The organism is Myroides phaeus (assembly GCF_009799805.1).
Classification (GTDB): Bacteria; Bacteroidota; Bacteroidia; order Flavobacteriales; family Flavobacteriaceae; genus Flavobacterium; species Flavobacterium phaeum_A.
In genome coordinates this window covers 2,987,505-3,004,527 of record NZ_CP047050.1, presented here as the reverse complement: position 1 = coordinate 3,004,527, position 17,023 = coordinate 2,987,505, and the positions used below count along the sequence as shown (strand labels likewise).

Annotated in this window: 18 protein-coding genes; 5 read left to right on the top strand and 13 right to left on the bottom strand. The window is 32.9% G+C overall.

Annotated features, from left to right (window positions below; translation table 11 throughout):
• Positions 1-3: 3 nt before the first annotated feature.
• A complete protein-coding gene (locus tag GQS07_RS13290; RefSeq protein WP_158211241.1) occupies positions 4-876 on the top strand; it encodes a helix-turn-helix domain-containing protein in 873 nt (290 codons plus the stop codon).
• Between the two features lie 76 nt (positions 877-952).
• Positions 953-2,110, top strand: coding sequence for an iron-containing alcohol dehydrogenase (locus tag GQS07_RS13285; protein ID WP_158211240.1), 1,158 nt, complete (start codon positions 953-955; stop codon positions 2,108-2,110).
• Positions 2,111-2,199: 89 nt separating this feature from the next.
• Here GQS07_RS13285 and GQS07_RS13280 read toward each other — a convergent pair whose 3' ends face one another.
• The 7 genes from GQS07_RS13280 to GQS07_RS13250 are packed head-to-tail and all read right to left on the bottom strand — an operon-like array spanning position 2,200 to position 9,267.
• Positions 2,200-2,994 carry a TrmH family RNA methyltransferase gene (locus GQS07_RS13280; RefSeq protein WP_158211384.1) on the bottom strand — a complete coding sequence of 265 codons (795 nt, stop codon included), beginning with the start codon at positions 2,992-2,994 and terminating at the stop codon, positions 2,200-2,202.
• A gap of 4 nt (positions 2,995-2,998) precedes the next feature.
• Positions 2,999-4,333 (bottom strand): DUF58 domain-containing protein, encoded by a 1,335-nt coding sequence (locus GQS07_RS13275; protein WP_158211239.1) that lies wholly within the window; start codon positions 4,331-4,333, stop codon positions 2,999-3,001.
• 12 nt (positions 4,334-4,345) lie between these two features.
• Positions 4,346-5,344: an AAA family ATPase gene (locus GQS07_RS13270; protein WP_158211238.1), complete on the bottom strand. Its 999-nt coding sequence runs from the start codon at positions 5,342-5,344 to the stop codon at positions 4,346-4,348.
• A 9-nt stretch (positions 5,345-5,353) separates the two neighbouring features.
• Positions 5,354-6,562 carry a hypothetical protein gene (locus GQS07_RS13265; RefSeq protein ID WP_158211237.1) on the bottom strand — a complete coding sequence of 403 codons (1,209 nt, stop codon included), beginning with the start codon at positions 6,560-6,562 and terminating at the stop codon, positions 5,354-5,356.
• Complete coding sequence (locus tag GQS07_RS13260; protein WP_158211236.1) at positions 6,559-7,365, bottom strand: DUF4129 domain-containing protein; 807 nt, start codon at positions 7,363-7,365, stop codon at positions 6,559-6,561. Before GQS07_RS13260 ends, GQS07_RS13265 begins: the two co-directional genes overlap by 4 nt.
• Complete coding sequence (locus GQS07_RS13255; protein WP_158211235.1) at positions 7,365-8,285, bottom strand: hypothetical protein; 921 nt, start codon at positions 8,283-8,285, stop codon at positions 7,365-7,367. Before GQS07_RS13255 ends, GQS07_RS13260 begins: the two co-directional genes overlap by 1 nt.
• Before the next feature lie 13 nt (positions 8,286-8,298).
• Positions 8,299-9,267: a stage II sporulation protein M gene (locus GQS07_RS13250; protein WP_158211234.1), complete on the bottom strand. Its 969-nt coding sequence runs from the start codon at positions 9,265-9,267 to the stop codon at positions 8,299-8,301.
• A gap of 22 nt (positions 9,268-9,289) precedes the next feature.
• Here GQS07_RS13250 and GQS07_RS13245 point away from each other — a divergent pair, with 22 nt between their 5' ends.
• Together GQS07_RS13245 and GQS07_RS13240 are read left to right on the top strand one after the other, a co-directional pair.
• Positions 9,290-10,030, top strand: a complete 741-nt coding sequence (locus GQS07_RS13245) for an RDD family protein (protein WP_158211233.1) — start codon at positions 9,290-9,292, stop codon at positions 10,028-10,030.
• Positions 10,031-10,051: 21 nt separating this feature from the next.
• Complete coding sequence (locus GQS07_RS13240; protein ID WP_158211232.1) at positions 10,052-10,660, top strand: trimeric intracellular cation channel family protein; 609 nt, start codon at positions 10,052-10,054, stop codon at positions 10,658-10,660.
• Here GQS07_RS13240 and GQS07_RS13235 read toward each other — a convergent pair.
• The 5 genes from GQS07_RS13235 to GQS07_RS13215 all read right to left on the bottom strand — a co-directional run bounded on the left by GQS07_RS13235 (position 10,657) and on the right by GQS07_RS13215 (position 14,948).
• Entirely contained in the window at positions 10,657-11,811 is a 1,155-nt protein-coding gene (locus GQS07_RS13235; protein ID WP_158211231.1) for a hypothetical protein, read from the bottom strand. The two genes, GQS07_RS13240 and GQS07_RS13235, sit on opposite strands and share 4 nt — an antisense overlap.
• A gap of 733 nt (positions 11,812-12,544) precedes the next feature.
• Complete coding sequence (locus GQS07_RS13230) at positions 12,545-13,069, bottom strand: mechanosensitive ion channel domain-containing protein (protein WP_158211230.1); 525 nt, start codon at positions 13,067-13,069, stop codon at positions 12,545-12,547.
• Between the two features lie 2 nt (positions 13,070-13,071).
• Positions 13,072-13,659, bottom strand: a complete 588-nt coding sequence (locus GQS07_RS13225; protein WP_158211229.1) for a Maf family nucleotide pyrophosphatase — start codon at positions 13,657-13,659, stop codon at positions 13,072-13,074.
• Positions 13,660-13,671: 12 nt separating this feature from the next.
• Positions 13,672-14,199, bottom strand: coding sequence for a KdsC family phosphatase (locus tag GQS07_RS13220; protein WP_158211228.1), 528 nt, complete (start codon positions 14,197-14,199; stop codon positions 13,672-13,674).
• The gene (locus GQS07_RS13215; protein ID WP_158211227.1) at positions 14,199-14,948 is read right to left on the bottom strand and encodes a Rossmann-like and DUF2520 domain-containing protein; all 750 of its coding nucleotides are present in this window, start codon (positions 14,946-14,948) and stop codon (positions 14,199-14,201) included. Before GQS07_RS13215 ends, GQS07_RS13220 begins: the two co-directional genes overlap by 1 nt.
• A 58-nt stretch (positions 14,949-15,006) precedes the next feature.
• Between GQS07_RS13215 and GQS07_RS13210 the strand changes: the two genes are divergently transcribed.
• Positions 15,007-15,396 (top strand): group III truncated hemoglobin, encoded by a 390-nt coding sequence (locus GQS07_RS13210; protein ID WP_158211226.1) that lies wholly within the window; start codon positions 15,007-15,009, stop codon positions 15,394-15,396.
• Between the two features lie 50 nt (positions 15,397-15,446).
• Here the strand turns inward: GQS07_RS13210 and GQS07_RS13205 are convergent, their stop codons facing one another.
• Complete coding sequence (locus GQS07_RS13205) at positions 15,447-16,856, bottom strand: hypothetical protein (RefSeq protein ID WP_158211225.1); 1,410 nt, start codon at positions 16,854-16,856, stop codon at positions 15,447-15,449.
• Positions 16,857-17,023: the final 167 nt, after the last annotated feature.

The following is a 17,023-nucleotide window of genomic DNA, read 5'->3' as shown; positions in this document are numbered from 1 at the left end:
AGTTTGAAAAGGATAGAAATAAAAAATAAGATTCAAAAACAAGAGGACAAAAGCCTTTCGTTTCGTGTATATGATTTGACAAAAGATAACTTACAAGATTATCTTAAACCACATAAAAAAGACCACTTTTGTATTTTTATAGTAGAATCGGGGGAGATAGAGCTTCAGTTAGAAGCTAATATTATTTCGCTAAAATCAGGTAGAATTTCTATTGTATTTCCAGAACAGATAGCGGCTGTTTTGTCTGTATCGGAAGAAATATCTGGAAAAATATTGCTGTTTGAAGAAGTGTTGTTTTGTTCGGATATTTTGAAGAACGAATTGCTGTCGTATAACGTTAATTTATCAACTAACTTAAATTCAATTATTCTATCTCCGGCAGAGTTTGAACGTGCAAAAATGGTGGTTTCTAATATTGAAAATATTTATGAGAGCCCGAGTTTAATGCGTAAGGAGCAAGCGCGATTTTATATCAAAATCTTGTTGTTAGGGCTTATTGAATCTATTCACGGACAACAACCAATCTTTCAGTATGAGACAGATAAAACGGTTTATATTCGTTTTAAAAAGATGTTGAACGAACAGTATAAAAGCGAGAAAACAGTGAAGTTTTATGCGGATAGTTTGGCTATTTCTACTAAGAAATTAAATAGTATTACGAAAAGACATTGTGGCGAAACAGCCATTAATGCTATACATACGCGTATTTTACAAGAGATTAAAAGGTTGTTGTTGTTTTCTGATTGGACCCATAAACAGATATCTTTAGAACTTGGGTTTAGTTCGCCCTCTGCCTTAAATAAATTCGTTAAAAACAAATTAGATGAAACGCCAACAGAACTTCAAAATGAGTTGGCTCAAATTTATAACAAATAGGACTAAGAGTATAACATCTGAGGGGAGGATTGCCCATACTTTTGCTTCAGAAATTAAACAGAAAAATTAGTCTATAATGGGTAAGTTATTTATTGCTGGTGAGATGTTCCACGGTGCTGGAAGTCTTCAAGAATTAAAAAATATAAAAGGGAGCAAAGCGGTAATCGTTACAGGTGGAAGCTCAATGAAGAAAAGCGGAATGTTAGGTAAAGCAATTGCTTACTTAGAAGAAGCTGGATTAGAGATTAAAACGTATGAAGGAGTAGAAGAAGATCCATCATCTGATACTTGTTTCAAAGGAGCAGAGTTGATGAAAGAATTTCAACCTGACTGGGTTGTAGGTCTTGGAGGATGTTCTGCAATTGATGCTGCAAAAATGATGTGGGTATTCTACGAACACCCAGATGCTGATTTTGATGCAATGACAGTTCCTTTTAAAGTTCCTACTTTACGTAACAAAGCTAAGTTTATTGCAATCCCTTCTACAAGTGGTACAGGTACAGAAACTACTGGTTTAGCTGTAATTACTGACCGTGAAAAAGGTGTGAAATACCCTATTGTATCGTATGAATTAACACCAGATATTGCTATCGTAGATGGAGAGATTTGTGAATCTATGCCAGCTCACGTTACTTCTAATACTGGTTTAGATGCATTAACTCACTGTGTTGAGGCGTATGTTTCTAATATCGAAGATAATTATGCTGATGTATTGGCTAAAGGTGGTTTAGAGATTGTTTTCAACAACTTGAAAGAAGCAGTTAAAAATCCTAACAATATTGTAGCTCGTCAAAATATGCACGATGCTTCATTTATGGGAGGTCTTGCTTTTAACAATGCTTGGTTGGGAATTGTTCACTCTTTATCTCATCAAGTAGGTGCGTTATATGGCATTCCCCACGGTGCTTCTAACGCAATCTTCTTACCAAACGTAATTCGTTATAACGCAAAAGTTACTAATCGTTTTAAAGACCTTGCTAAGGTTCTTGAAAAGGAAACAGCAGAAGACTTAGCTCAAGCGGTTGAAACGTTAAGAGCTGAGGTTAATAACCAAGCGGCGATTAAAGACTTCGGAATTTCACGTGAGGATTGGGATAAAAACTTAGACTTCATTGCTAACAATGCTTTCTTAGACCCTTGTACTGGTTTCAACCCAAGAAAACCAACTGTTCAAGAGTTAAAAGATATCTACAATGCTTGTTATGATGGTCTTGTTTTTGTAGAAAACAACTAATCAAAGTATTTAAAAGTTTAGAGAACAATAGTTCTTAAATCACGAAAGCCTGTCGATTGACAGGCTTTTTTGTTATAGGATGATTTCGCTTATTTAAAATCGCGTTGTCTTTTTGCTTCAAAAAGTAGGATAGAGGCAGCAACGGATACGTTCATAGAATCAATAACACCACTCATTGGAATGATGATGTTTTTTGTACTGGCATCTCTCCATTGTTGCGTAAGTCCTGTCGCTTCTGTACCTACTACAAAAGCTGTCGCTTCTGTGTAATTTCTTGTGTGGTAAGAAGTAGAATCTTGTAAAGTAGCACAATAGATATTGATATTGCGCTCTTTTAAAAAGGCAATTGCTTCTTCTGTTGTAGCCATTGCAATTTGATTGGTAAATACACAACCAACACTTGAACGGATGATGTTCGGGTTGTATAAATCACTACGTGGGTTAGCAATGATAACAGCATCAATATTAGCAGCATCTGCTGTTCGTAGTATAGCTCCAATATTCCCTGGCTTTTCAGGTGCTTCCGCAATTAGTATAATCGGATTTTCAGAAAGCTTCAAGTCTGCTAAAGAAAGTGTTTTCGTTTGCGCTATTGCAATTACTCCCTCTGTTGTATCTCTATAGGCTAACTTCTGGTAGACGTCTTTTGATATTTCTATCAACTCAGTTTCTGCTGTAATAAAAGGTTTTAAACTTTGCTCACTAATGATGTCAGCATAGAAAAGTAACGTCTTCATTACATAGCCACCTTTAGTTGCTAATTCGATTTCTCTAACCCCCTCGATGATGAAAGAGTTGCTTTGTTTTCTATTTCTTGCTTTTTCTTGTAGTTGAACAATACTTTTAATAAAAGGATTTTGAGGACTGTCTATTTTTTTTATCATCATTCTATAAGGTACCTTTTGCTTTGATTTGCAGGTATTTATTTATGGTATTTATGGATAATTCTTCTGGTGCGGTTAGTATGGATTGTATTCCATATTTTGTCAATTCATTGACGATTAATCGCTTTTCAAAGTTAAATTTTTCTGCAATTACTTTGTCAAAAATATCATCAATGTTTTTCGCCTTCTTATTTGTCAGTTTTGTCAACTCTGTATTTTCAAAAAACACAACTAATAAGACGTGGTTTTTGGCAATAGCTCTTAGGTAAGGCAGTTGTCTTTTTAAACTATTCATCGACTCAAAGTTGGTGTATAATATAATCAGACTTCGATGAGTAATTTTGTGCTTTATTTGTGCGTATAACTTTCCGAAATCACTTTCAACAAAGTTTGTTGTTACGCGATACAGTTGCTCCATTATTTTGTGCAACTGCGTTTTTTTACTATCCGCAGGGAGTTGGTTTTTAATGTCTTCCGAAAAAGTCATTAAACCTACTTTATCGTTCTTTTTTAGAATTACGTTAGACAGGGCTAAAGTTGAATTAATAGCATAGTCTAAGAGCGATAGCCCGTTAAAAGGCATTTGCATAACGCGCCCTCTATCAATGATACAGTAAACTGTTTCTGTGTTTTCATCTTGGTATTGGTTTACCATCAACTCGTTTTTCTTAGCGGTTGCTTTCCAGTTGATAGTGCGTATATCGTCTCCTAAAACATATTCTTTAATTTGCTCGAACTCTGTAGTGTTGCCAATTTTCCTGATTTTCTTCATTCCAAAGGCGTATTTGTTTTTCGAAAACGCCATCAAGTCGTATTTTTTCATTTGGATAAATGAAGGGTAACTTGGCAATGTAGCTTGGTCGCAAAAAACATAGCGTTTAGCTACTAATCCCAAAGCAGAAGAAACATAGATATTTAGTTTTCCAAATAGGTACTCTCCGCGTTCTTTAGGTGAAAGAGTATAGGAAATAGTCTTGTGTTCTTTAGCCAGTAAGGTTCTCTTGATTTCAAAGTCCCTTTTTTGAAATTGAAAAGGTATCTCGTCTATTATTTCACAGTGAAAAGTAATAGGAGATTGATTTTCAATCGAAATATAAATAGGGTTATCATCTCCATTAGACAGTTTTTCTGGCAAAATACGCACAGCATTGACTTTGTTTTTCTTAGAAAACAATAAGGTTATATCTACTAATATCGCAGCAAAAAACAATAGGAATAGTCCCCAAACAACTAAGTATAGCACAGGAAAAATAAACGCAAGTGCAAATAAGACCATAATACTACCAAGGCCTATATACACGCGTTTCTGAAGATAAAGTTGTTTGAAAAATTTAAACATAATGTCTTACAATTATCTTGGGATATCTATTGATTCTACGATTTGATTTATAATGTCATTTGCCGTAACACCTTCCATTTCTCTTTCCGGAGAAACAATAATACGGTGTTGCAATACAGGGATAGCTGCTTCTTTGATGTCTTCAGGTGTAACAAAATCTCTGTTGTTGATAGCAGCAAAACCTTTAGCCGCATTTAAAATAGCAATTGAGGCACGAGGAGATGCTCCTAAGTATAACAAGGAGTTTGTTCTGGTATTAGCAACAATCTTAGCAATGTATTCTATGATGTTTTTCTCTACAATAATCTCTTTAATCAACTTTTGAAAAGCAATGATTTCAGTAGGAGTTAGTACTTTTTGTATTTGGTCTAACTTCTTCTTGTCTTGTAATTCGTGTTCTTTTTGAATAATAGCAATTTCCTCGTCTAAAGAAGGGTAGTCAATACTAATTTTAAACAAGAAACGGTCTAATTGTGCTTCTGGTAAGCGGTATGTTCCCTCTTGCTCAATTGGGTTTTGTGTTGCAATTACTAAAAACGGAGCATCCATTGTATATGTTTTGCTGTCGATAGTAATTTGGCGTTCCTCCATTACCTCAAACAAGGCAGCTTGTGTTTTAGCCGGAGCACGGTTAATCTCATCAATCAATACTAAGTTAGAAAAGATAGGTCCTTTTTTAAACTCAAATGCCGATTGTTGCATATTGAAAATAGACGTACCTAAAATATCTGAAGGCATTAAATCAGGCGTAAACTGAATACGGCTAAAGTCCATATCAATAGCTTGTGCCAGTAGTTTAGCAGAAAGTGTTTTTGCAACTCCAGGCACCCCTTCTAATAAGATGTGCCCATTAGCAAGGAGAGCCACTATGATTTGGTCTATCGTCTTTTCTTGTCCGATAATTACTTTGTGTATTTCACTTCTAATAGCCTTTACTTTTTCTTGTAATAAGCTCAAGTCTAAACGTGATTCAAAGTGTAAGTTTTCTGATGAAATTGGCGTGTTTTCCATAGTATATTTTTAATCAATGATTTTCTCTATTATTTTATTTAACGCAACTAATTGTGCTTCTGAAGCGCTGTTAGGAGTTGCTTTGAACTGTTCTACAAAAGAAACAAACTGTTTGATGTCTTGTTTGTCCTTACCTGTTTTAGCGTGTAAATCAAGGATAAACTGTTCGTTTAACTTAGTTGTATCAATCCAGTATTTACGTCTTATTTTTTCTAAAGTGTAAATAATTGACTTATTGATGAGGTCTTCATAATCTTTGTTTTGCAAGTATAGATTAGAAACTGTTTTTGTAAAGTCAACTGTTGTATTTGACAAAGGTTTGATAATCGGGATGACACGTTGTTTTCGCTTTGCTGTAAATAAGATAAAAACAACAAGTGAAATCAAGAAGAAATACCACATCCACTTCAAAGCAGGATTGTTTAGAATAAAACGCAACATTGAATTGGATATATACTTTTCGTCGCCAGCAATTTTAGTTACTGAGAAAAATAAATCTCCCCTTGGTATATACGATAAAACACCAGCGATGTAAATATGATTATTACTTTTTAGCATATTGTAATTCGTAAACATAGCAGGTTCAGTTCCTAAAATAAGAAACCCTTTGCCTATAGGTATGCGAATTAAGTTAGGAAATTTGTCTCCCTTTATTTTAGAATACCCAAGTACTTCAGCAGTTTCTTTTAGTTCTTCAGACAGGTCAAAGTACCTAAAAGTAGGGTTGTCAAGTATAAAAGAGTAAGAAGTAAGGTTCTTATTTGTCAGTGAAACCGAAAGGTTTATGTCTTCTGTTAAGGCATAGTTTTCATATCTTTTTTTCATAGACATTGTTTCGAGACCTCTTATTCCATCAATATACTTTTGAAAGATTAAGACTGTATTACCGTAAGCAACATAATCCTCTATATCACTCATCGAATGTTCGCTGATGTACTCATAGCCTTTAATAGATATGACAGCCGCTGAAGTTATTGAATCCGTTGCCTTTTCAGCAAAGAAGTTATACATATTATCAGTAATGCGGGTAACAGCTGTACGATTGTCTAAGAGCTTGTCTATTTCGTTGTCCAATACATATAGACCATAAGGAATCTTATCAACATTGCTGTAAGATTCAGTCCAATTGATAGGTGGTTTTCTGCTGGATTCTATGAAGTAAATAAAACCAAGAATCACGAAGAAAAAGAATATAAATCTATTTATAGAGTTTTTCACGATACATTGGTTTTTAAGGTTGTTTCATAAGAACGCTTGGCTTGGAAGAACTCAGCTTCTGTAATTTCGTGTTCTCCGTACCAGATATTATTATAGATATAAGAAAGGTATTGGAAATTCTCTCTTGTTTTTTCATCTTTTATTTCTGCAACATAATCAGAGTTTGTCTTTTCTATATGCCATTCAATTTGTTTACTCTCCTGTAATGACTGTAACAGCCATAGGTAGTAATAGCGAATTGCTAATCTGTATTGCGATTCGTTTATTGTTTTAGAAAGTAAGGTAGGGAAGTGTACCGTTGTTAAGTTCTTCTCTACATCATCTACAGGTATTGCAACTTTCTTAGAACGCTTTTTAAAGAGCCAATAAGCATCTTTTTGTACAAAGGCTCTAATGATGTAAAACACCAGTATACCCACAGTAAAAATGGAAAGGATTCTGTAGAAGATAGTAAGCCTACTTTGTGTTTCATAATCGACATCAAATGCACTAAAGAAATCAGAAATAAGATCTCTTAACCAATTTTTAAAGCGTTGCCATATTGAATCGTCAGCTTTGGTTTCCTCATAGTCGAAGTTTTGGTCTTTTTTATACTTCTCTTTAAAGTTTTTGTCAAACTGAAGTACAGCAATATCACTCTCCTTATCTTCTAAAAGGGGAGTAGTCTTTTTGTTTTTTTTGTGTGTGTGGCGTTCTACGACAGGCGGAAGCTGGGTTCGAATAGAATCAATAGCTTTCGGTTGAGCGTTAAGTGAGCCAACTACAAGTGTTAGGGATAATATTGTAAAAAGAGTTTTCTTCATTAGTTGTTACCTATCATATCAATATCAATGTGAGATTGCGTGTTTTCTTTGTGTTCACGAGCACTATAGTAAATCATACCTTGGTTGATAATCAATAGGCTGTTAGCAAAGAATGACAATATTGTAGATAAAATAACAACAGCAATCATCATAATCTTGTATCCAGATGTCATAGTAATATCTTCAATATTTCTATCTGATGTGAATATGCCTACGTAAAAAATTACTTGAGGAATAGCAGATAGAATTGACGCTACGATATTAATCACAAGATACACAATAGCCGTGTTACCAATGATAGGCCAGAAATTTGATTTAACGATATAAAAAGCCGTTTGGAATGCTGTGAAGAACCCTACTTTTTTAGTTACATACTCATAGTATGAAATGGTAATCCAAGAGGTAAACGTTGGTAATAAGATTAAAAGTAAAGGTAGTCCGATGATTAGGAATATTAATAATGCCGAGATGAAGAAAACAATCATCATCAAAGGAAAAATTAGAAACATAGTACCTAAAACAAAAACAAGAAGGCGACCGAAGTCTTTTTTAAATTCACTCTTAATAGGAGCAACTTCTTTGTATTGATTAGGAATTGTTGTGATGTTTTTTAAGTAATAAATTGGGAATGTATAAGCAAGAATTGAAATTGCTATTCCAACTAAAAAAGTAACAAAGGCGATTAGTATAGCCCATCCGAAATTAGTGTTTAGAAACTCATCAACAGAATCCATTGAGTCATTCATCACCATTTTAAAGAACATATCAAACAAGAAATAAACACAAACAAACAACACTAACAGCAGTGGTCCACAAAGCGTAAATAAGTTGGTGAAGAATGTTTTTCCTTCCATTTTAAAGAAAGAAATGGTATCGTTGATATAATCACTAAAGTTTCTTTTTTTGAATACTTGGAACATAGTGTATGCGTTTTTATAAGTTGATTAAATGTTTTTTGTAAACCTTCTTTGGATAGATAAAAAAGTAAAATAGTATCAAGTAGAAGGTTCCAAATATAATTATATAGTTCAGAATGTCTGGCATTTCTTTGGCATAACGGGTTATAAAACCTTCAATAAAAGCGGCTACTATAATGAAAGGGACCATTGCAATGAATATTTTAAAACCGTTGCTAAAGCCAAGTTTAAAAGAGTTCATACGTGAGTATGTTTTTGGGAAGAGAAGGCTTGCTCCAAAAACAAAACCAGCAAAGGCTTCAATGATAATTCCTGTTATTTCAATAGCTCCGTGTAACCATATTCCTCTAAAGCTGTCCATAAAAGCATTCTCTTTGACAAACAAATATTGGAATGATCCGACCATAATAGCATTATAAAATAGGAAAAGGAGGGTGCCTAAACCAGCAAATATTCCAAATACGAAAAACTTTAACCCAACAAATAAGTTGTTAAAGGCAATTCCGATAAAACTCCCCCAGTTACTTCCTGATTTATAAATACCCATTGCATCGTCTTTTTTGATGTTTTCTAAGGTTAAATTGACGTAGCTATCACCCAAAACAAGACGTATGAAATCTAAATCGTAATGTGCTGAAAGTGCGCCAATACCAGCAAGAAGAAAGAAGGTGAAAACAGTGAAGTATAAAAGATTTTTGTGTTCGTAGACAATAAGAGGTACTTCCGTTTTAAAAAAATGTACAACTCTATTTTCTTCGATGCGTTTAGTTTTATAAATTTTTTGATAAGTTTGCGCTGCTAAAGTGTTGAGATATTGTGTAACTTTACTCTTAGGATAATAAGTTTGCGCGAAGGATAAGTCATTCATTATCTGAATGTACATATCAGCAAGGTAATCGGGTTTGTGTGTAGTATTTGAATAGATTATATTTTCAAATTCTATCCATTGATTCTTATTGTTTTTTATAAAAGCGACTTCCCTCATTTAACACGGCAAAATAATGTTTATGGCTAAATTAACAATAAATACAACACAAAATATTAAAATAGAATTTAAAAGTGCGTCGCTTGGTGAGCGAATTATCGCATTTGTTCTTGATAATATATTCAAGTTGCTATACATTATTTTAGTTAGTTATATCATTAATAAGTTTAGGTTAGCAAAAGGTTTTGATGATAATTGGTCGGAGATGGCATTTTGGATTATATCATTTAGTCCGGTTTTTTTCTACACACTATTCTTTGAGTCGATTATGCAGGGTGCTACACCCGGGAAGAAAATAATGCGTATTCGCGTGATTAAAATAGATGGTTATGAAGCGTCAATTGTTGATTATGCTACCCGTTGGGTTATGGGGCTAATTGATTTTTGGATGATGTCTGGAGCGATTGGGGTAATTTCGATTGCAAGTTCTCCAAAGAGTCAGCGATTGGGAGATATTTTAGCCGGAACATCTGTTATTTCAATTAAAGAACGCGTACCCTTAAGTGCTACTATTTTTCAGGAAGTAGCCTCATCATATATCCCTTTATTTCCTCAGGTGCTTAACCTAAGTGATAAAGACGTTTATATTATTAAAGAAGCGTTGCTTAGCTATAAGCAAACGAAAGATCATTCGCTTTTACAAAAGCTGGTAAGCAAAGTGGAAAGTGTGATAGGAGTAGGGGGAAGAAGATCAACACTAACAGATTTAGAATTTATAGAGGCTGTATTGAAAGATTACAATCAGATGACAGCTAAGATTTAATAGAATTACTTTAAAAAATACATGTACAGCTTTTTCGAGATTTTAGATTTATTAGGAACATTAGCGTTTGCTATATCTGGTGCCTTAGCCGGTCGTGAGCGTAGGTTAGATTTGTTTGGAATGAGTATTTTAGCGTTTGCTACTGCAATTGGTGGAGGAACAGTGAGAGATGTGATGATTGGATATACTCCAGTAATGTGGCTAACAAACTTGAACTACTTTTTTATTACGCTATTTGGTGTGTTCTTAGCGATTATTTTTTATAAAAAATTCAACTTTTTGAGATATTCTCTTTTCTTATTTGATACAATTGGTATAGCTGTGTTTACACTAATTGGAATTGAGAAAGGAATGAACGTAGGTTTACACCCAATAATCTGCGTTACATTAGGAACGATTACTGCTTGTTTTGGAGGAGTAATACGTGATATTTTAGCGAATAAAATTCCTATTATTTTCAAGCAAGAGATCTACGCTACAGCTTGTATATTAGGAGGTTTAATGTACTATGTGTTGAATTATTTTGAATTGAGTAAAGACATTTTATATATTGGAACAGCTGGAATTATTATAGTAATTCGCTTATTAGCTGTTAAGTATAAATGGAGTCTTCCTTTTGCTACGGTTTAAAAGTTGTTTTTAATTATTTGACAAGCTTCTATTGTATTGTGAAATAGGTAAGTGAAAAGGAATACTAAAAGTACACCGATAGAGTTAAACCAAATGTAATGTATGTCTATAGTGAAGAATAAAATCATAATACTTATTTGTGCAGTTATTCCACTGTAGAGTACGGCTAATTTGTGAACATTAGGAGTGAGTACCGCTATTAGTAAAAGGCCTAAAATAGTTCCGAAAAATAGTGAAGAATAACACCAAAGCATTTGAATTAGGTTACTAAATACTGGGATTGTGTAACACAATGCAAGGGCTAATAGTAGACACACGGAAGCTATAATGGGCTGAATGACACTTGGTTTTATCTCAGTTTTAGTATTTGGACCAAAGTAGTGTAAAGATCTTTGTGAGAGGTATTTGACTTCGTTATGCACCATTGCTATCATACTGATTAAAAATAATGCAATTACAAAACCTGTTATTCCAGCAGGAATCTCATTGATTATAAAATCTAATAGAATAAAATCAGAATCGTTGATTTCGAGTTTACCATTAGCTTTTCTAATGGTTTGCTGAGCAGCTTTGTGTAGTTCATGTTCATTTTCGTTTAAACAGACTAATTGATATTGCAGTACTGGGTTGCTGTAATTTTGGTATATCTGTCCGGTGTACAATTGGCTAACTTCTTGTTTGTGGACTTGTAATATATTGTATTTCTGCTGTATACTGTCATATTCTTGAGCATACGGAGAGTTCATTACAATATATTCGTTATGAGGATTGTAATGAAGCTTAGGTGTATTGAATTGATAAAAAGTAAACAACATACAACCTGTAAATAAAATAAGAGCTTGTAAAGGAATATTGAATAAACCATTCATAATTAAGCTGTCTTTTGTTCTACTGCTATATTTTGTTTTATTGTAGATTGCTAAAACTCTTGTTTCGAGACTAAGTAAGGCAATGAATAACAGGGTACCATTTACCATTCCATTGATATACGTTAATCCTTTTTTAAGAGAAAGAGAAGGCACAATTATTTTTAGTTTATCAAAAGAATCTGCAAATTTCAAAACATCATTAAACCCCATACCATCTGGTAATTTGTAAAGAATATCAAGAATGATAGCAATCATTAATGTGATAAAACACAATAATTGCATCTTTTTAGGGAATATTTTTGTTTTGTGTTTATAGATGACTGTCAGTGTGATACAAATGAAAGTTACAATAAGAAGTAGTGATTTAAAGCTTACTCTAACCAATAGTGAAAGGATAATAGAAATGGCGTAAAGGCATACACTTAATAGTAATATCTTTTGAATAATAAATAGGGATATGGCGAGTCTACTAACTTTAGTTCCAAGTTTCTCTTCAATGAATTCAAAAGCATTAGTGGTTGTACTCGCTTTGAATTTAGGGAGTATATAGGCGCAAATAATATATATGGCAAGTGGAATACCAAGGAAGAATTGTAGGAAGGTCATCCCGTAATAATAAGCTATTCCAGGAAGGGATATAAATGTAAATGACAGGGTTTGTATTCCTAAAATTTTGAAGCCATAATACAAAGTTGATGGTTCGTAAATTGAGGTGGGGGTGGCACGTCTTCTTTGTCTAATTTGATTAAAAGTGATTAACAAGAATAGTACTATAATAAATATGCTCCAATCTAATAGGTTCATGGGAATGTGAATTGTATTTGTAGCCTATGTTTGGTAGAATAGTTTGGTAGAGTGTTAATAGCGTAGGAGAGAAGCTTAAAAAAAAGCCAGTTACACTAAATAGCGTAACTGGCTTTAGTACTACTACCATTTTTACTATTAAAACCGCAATAGTAAATACAATTTTTGTGCCATTGTATATATTTGAATACTGTTAAAAGTAATATTTAACTTATATACTTGGACTATCTTGATCTTTATGTTTATCAATAATGACAATTCCTTTTTGTAATAATAAACTGTTAGGATAAGATATTTTTTCTTTATCAACAGTTAATAAAATAGTGCAGAAAGCTTTGATATCGATTATTTCAGCTTCAATAGGGAAGTCTTTATCTTGAATTCTAATTGTATCTCCAATTCTAAAAGGGAATGAGAAAAACAATAAAATACCTGCTGTAATATTACTAAGCAATGACCACTGAGCAAACATCGCAACTCCAATTACAGTAAATACAGAGGTAATTGTCAGCATAAAGTTTTCTGGTTTCACTCCCCAAATAGTTAATATTAATATGAGGTAAAGAAACAAGATAAGCGTATTGAATAGTCTAATAACTAAGTTAACTCTACTATCTTTTCTATCCTCTTTGGAAGAGAAAGAACGAATAATATAAGCAGCTATTTTTTTAGTTGGAATATATAATACGATAACAATTGCTGTTGTTATTATTTCACGAAAATATTCTTGTAACATTGTTATTCTTTAATAAATTGAATTAACTCTTGTACTAATTCGGTTGTTGGTAAGCCTACAATATTAGTGTAAGAACCATCAATCTTTTCAATACCAACTAAACCAATCCACTCTTGAATTCCGTACGCACCAGCTTTATCAAATGGTTTATAATTGTCAATATAATAATAGATAACTTCATCTGACAATTCAGCAAAAGTAACTTTTGTGATACAGTTAAATATTCTTGTTTTACTCTTATTTCTAAGGCAAACAGAGCTAATAACTTCGTGTTCTTTTCCGCTGATGCTTTTAATCATTTCATAAGCTTCTTGTCTGTTTGCTGGCTTTCCTAAAGATTGGTTGTTGTTCCAAACAGTAGTATCACTTGTAATTAATATTTCATTATCGCTTTCAAGTGAAATGGCTTCTGATTTTGCTTTTGCTATAAAATCTGTTATTTCTCCAGCTTGTAATTCTTCAGGGTAGCTTTCATCTATATCAGATGCTCTGACTACAAAGGGAATGCCAAGTTCTTGTAAAAATTGCTTTCTACGAGGAGAATTAGAGCCTAAGACAATTGCATATTCTTTAAATAATATATCTAACATATAAGGAGAACATTAATCGTATTTAGCGTCAAAATGTTGAAACCACTTTTGTTGTGTTTTCATTACTTGTTCAATAACATCTCTTGCAGCACCTTTTCCTCCATTAACATGAGAGATATATTTAGCTACGCGTTTTATTTCTGGAACAGCATCTTGTGGACAAGTAGGTAATGCTACTTCATGCATAATATGATAGTCAGGAATATCGTCACCCATATAAAGAATATTCTCTGGGTTTAGATTGTATTTTGCAATGATTTCTTTGAATACAGTTACCTTGTTGGGAACAGCCATATAGATTTCTTTCACCCCTAAGTTTTGTAATCTAATGCGTACTCCATCATTACTACCTCCAGAAATAATACATACTTGGTAACCATTTTCAATAGCAGCTTTGATAGCGTATCCGTCACGGATACTCATATCTCTTAATAGGCTACCATCTTGAGCTACGTGTACATTTCCATCTGTAAGTACACCATCTACATCAAAAATAAATGTAGTGATGTCATTCATTATTTCTTTAAAGTGTTTAGACATTATTTGCTTTGTATTGATTTTGTTATTAATTGGTATATTTCTTTTTTAATTGGGTCGTTTAAGGCATTAAGGTGTCTGTCTATAATACTTTGATCACCTCTAATGGCTGGACCAGTTTGTGCGTCTTTAGGAGCTAAAACCTCAATTTTATGTGCTGTTTCTAAGATTAGCGGTTTTAGGATGTCAAAAGGCACATTATTTTCTTTACAGATTTCCTCACCTAACGTACATAAGTGATTTGTAAAATTGTTTACAAATACTGCTGCTAAGTGAATGGCTTGACGTTGTGTACTGCTAATTTTATAAACGCGTTCAGAGAATTTTATTGCTATTTTTTCTAAAAGAAGAAAGTCATCTATATTACTTGCCTCTAAACAAAAAGGGATTGCCGAAAAGTCAACTTCTTTGTCAAGAGAAAACGTTTGTAACATATAAAAGACACCTTTTCTATTTGTGTTTTGGATACTATCCATTGGTTTAGTACCCGAAGTATGAACAACAAAAGAATTAGGAAAAGGTATTGCATTTGAAACTTCTTCGATAGCATCATCGCTTACAGCAATGATAAATAAATCAGCAGGTTTTAATAAGTTAAGGTCTGTTATTATTTGATTGTGCGAAACTAAGTTACTAACTTTGTTAGGAGTTCGAGCATAAACTTGTTGTAGTGTAATGTTATCTTGTTCTAAGATATTTAGGATCAAGTGATGCGCTACTTTTCCCGAACCTAATATTGAAATAGTTATCATAGCAATGTGATTGAGGGTTTGTGGGGTATTTATTAATAGGTAAAAATAAGCATTTGTAATGAAAAAAGATATAGAAAGTATAGAAGATATTAAGGTTTTGGTAGATACCTTTTACGGACGAGTGCAAAAAAATGATTTAATAGGGCCAATATTTGAAAGTAAATTGGTTGGTCGTTGGCCAGAGCATTTAGAAAAAATGTACAAATTTTGGCAGACAATTCTATTAGAAGAGTACTCTTATAGTGGACGTCCTTTTCCACCACACGCACAACTACCTGTGAGCCAGGAGCACTTTGATATGTGGAAACATTTATTTAATACTACTGTAGATGAGTTATATGCAGGGAAATTAGCAGAAGAAGCTAAATGGAGGGCAGAACGTATGGCAGCAATGTTTTTAAGTAAAATAGAGTACTTTAGAGATATGGGAAGTAAACCTCTTACGTAGTTATAAGCAATAAAAAACGCCTCATTATATAATGAGGCGTTTTTTATTCTTTATTTCTTTAGTAAATCTTCAATGTTCTTGTCAAATATATTGACAAAAGGGTCTTTTAGCGAACCATCTTTTTCTAAAATCATACAACGTTGAATTTTAGTGATAATCCATTTATCTTTCATTTGGTTAAAATCACTTGATCTTAATTCTTTTATATTGTAATCTCGGTATCTTGGTAATAAACTTAGCCACTCTCCGTGATCTCCGTCAATGCAAATACCTAAAACATCAATATTAGGGTTTTCTTGCATTAAGCTATGTGCTCGTCTGTGAGCAGCATCAGCGTGAGATATACCATTTTTAGTCCAAAAGAAAACTAAAGTAGGTTTCTTAATTACTTTATTTATTTGAATATTGGTATTGCTTGCATCTACAAGAGGTACTTCAGGTAGTTTATTTTCGTATTTCAAATTTTGAATTGCTTGTTGAATCAAAATAATTTCATTGTGTTGATCCTCATCAGTTGAAAGTTCGAAATAACGTTCTAAAAACAAGTCGTTATTGTTGAGGTTTTGATCTTGTAACAAATAAATAAAAGCGATATTGTCAAATATAGCGTTTCTTACTTTTGTGTTTTGAATCAATGTATCTACAATATTTAATTTGTCGATATATTTATCATATCTGTTTTCAGAAATAAACTCTTCTTCAGATTCTTCTACAATCGAATTAAGCATAATAGCTAAATACTTAGTAAAAGAAGAGTATTTTAGAAGGCGCTCATCATTAAAATTTACTTTTTTTCTAAACCCAAGATAATCTGCAGGTAATTTATCTCTAACGTCATCGTTAGTACGTATGAAATGCAGGATAGGGTATAGTTCTTTTAAGGAATAGAAATGCAGGTCAAGTTTGGTTTTTGCATACAAATCAAAACCGTCAGACCAGTCAATAATTGCTTTATTTCTTAAATAATAAGTAGTTCTTGCAGCGTGAACAGAATCAATGCGTTTAATAAATTGTTCAGGCGGTGTGTCAAAAGTACTGAATCGCTCACTTTCATCTAATATGTTTTTAACTGTTAGATTCATTAAGAAGTTATTCTTCTCCGCTCCTCTACCTGAAAATATAATAGAATGGTCAAAATCCTTTGAATTTAAGCGTAATGTTAGACTGTCGTTTTTATCAAAGTATACATATTGAAATTCTGGATTGTGTTTGTAGATATACATTCCAGGGGGTAGAGAATCAAACTTTTTATAAAATTTATTTTCTTTATCTAAAAATAAAGTGTCAATTACTTCGTTATCCTTACAGAAAAGAACAAAATTAGAAGTAGGGTTAATTATTTCGCCTTGGAAATGAGCAACAAAGTCGTCTTTTGCAAATTTCTCTTTACAAGAAGAGAATAAAGCAACAATGGGAATGACGAGATAAAGAAGTTTGTAGTTTAAAAAATTTGTACGCATTAGCTTAGTTGGTATGTATTACCATATTTAACAGTCTTACAGCAAATGTAAGTTTTACCTGTCTTTTTATTTGTTAATAGATGGTTAAAGTGTATCTGTTCAGTGATAAGTTATAATAAAAGATGTTTCTAAATATAAATTTATTAATTTTGCGGACAATATAAATC

Excerpts from the sequence above, each read along its gene's own strand:
- GQS07_RS13285 (WP_158211240.1), top strand. The coding sequence starts at position 953 with ATGGGTAAGTTATTTATTGCTGGTGAGATGTTCCACGGTGCTGGAAGT.
- GQS07_RS13280 (WP_158211384.1), bottom strand. The coding sequence starts at position 2,994 with ATGATAAAAAAAATAGACAGTCCTCAAAATCCTTTTATTAAAAGTATT.
- GQS07_RS13275 (WP_158211239.1), bottom strand. The coding sequence starts at position 4,333 with ATGTTTAAATTTTTCAAACAACTTTATCTTCAGAAACGCGTGTATATA.
- GQS07_RS13270 (WP_158211238.1), bottom strand. The coding sequence starts at position 5,344 with ATGGAAAACACGCCAATTTCATCAGAAAACTTACACTTTGAATCACGT.
- GQS07_RS13260 (WP_158211236.1), bottom strand. The coding sequence starts at position 7,365 with ATGAAGAAAACTCTTTTTACAATATTATCCCTAACACTTGTAGTTGGC.
- GQS07_RS13255 (WP_158211235.1), bottom strand. The coding sequence starts at position 8,285 with ATGTTCCAAGTATTCAAAAAAAGAAACTTTAGTGATTATATCAACGAT.
- GQS07_RS13250 (WP_158211234.1), bottom strand. The coding sequence starts at position 9,267 with ATGAGGGAAGTCGCTTTTATAAAAAACAATAAGAATCAATGGATAGAA.
- GQS07_RS13245 (WP_158211233.1), top strand. The coding sequence starts at position 9,290 with ATGGCTAAATTAACAATAAATACAACACAAAATATTAAAATAGAATTT.
- GQS07_RS13240 (WP_158211232.1), top strand. The coding sequence starts at position 10,052 with ATGTACAGCTTTTTCGAGATTTTAGATTTATTAGGAACATTAGCGTTT.
- GQS07_RS13235 (WP_158211231.1), bottom strand. The coding sequence starts at position 11,811 with ATGCAATTATTGTGTTTTATCACATTAATGATTGCTATCATTCTTGAT.
- GQS07_RS13230 (WP_158211230.1), bottom strand. The coding sequence starts at position 13,069 with ATGTTACAAGAATATTTTCGTGAAATAATAACAACAGCAATTGTTATC.
- GQS07_RS13225 (WP_158211229.1), bottom strand. The coding sequence starts at position 13,659 with ATGTTAGATATATTATTTAAAGAATATGCAATTGTCTTAGGCTCTAAT.
- GQS07_RS13220 (WP_158211228.1), bottom strand. The coding sequence starts at position 14,199 with ATGTCTAAACACTTTAAAGAAATAATGAATGACATCACTACATTTATT.
- GQS07_RS13215 (WP_158211227.1), bottom strand. The coding sequence starts at position 14,948 with ATGATAACTATTTCAATATTAGGTTCGGGAAAAGTAGCGCATCACTTG.
- GQS07_RS13210 (WP_158211226.1), top strand. The coding sequence starts at position 15,007 with ATGAAAAAAGATATAGAAAGTATAGAAGATATTAAGGTTTTGGTAGAT.
- GQS07_RS13205 (WP_158211225.1), bottom strand. The coding sequence starts at position 16,856 with ATGCGTACAAATTTTTTAAACTACAAACTTCTTTATCTCGTCATTCCC.